Source organism: Desulfovibrio sp. 1188_IL3213 (assembly GCF_036763145.1).
In the GTDB taxonomy this organism is placed as follows: Bacteria; Desulfobacterota; Desulfovibrionia; order Desulfovibrionales; family Desulfovibrionaceae; genus Desulfovibrio.
In genome coordinates, this window is the sequence record NZ_JBAIYR010000732.1 from 1 (window position 1) to 255 (window position 255).

General features: G+C 53.3%; 1 protein-coding gene. It reads right to left on the reverse strand.

What is annotated here, in order from left to right:
- The coding region (locus tag V6C16_RS14770; protein ID WP_333543633.1) for a transposase at window positions 1-255 on the reverse strand (255 nt) is incomplete at both ends.

Sequence of the window (255 nt, forward strand, 5' to 3'; positions counted from 1 at the left end):
AATAAGAAAGCGTCTCATCACAGCCAGATTCCAGTGTTCTGGCTGCTTTTTCAAGATGCTGCGCCCGGAGCTTTTGGGCCACATCTACCATTTTGCGGCGCGCAGCTTCTTTGTCCTCCTGAGCATGGATCGCTTTGAGCATCAGAGCAACCTCTTTGGCCTTACCGCGCGGAACCGCATGCAGCACGTTGCGATAAAAGTGCACAACGCACCGTTGCCACTTGGCATTGGGGTAAAATTCTCCAAGCGCCTCCA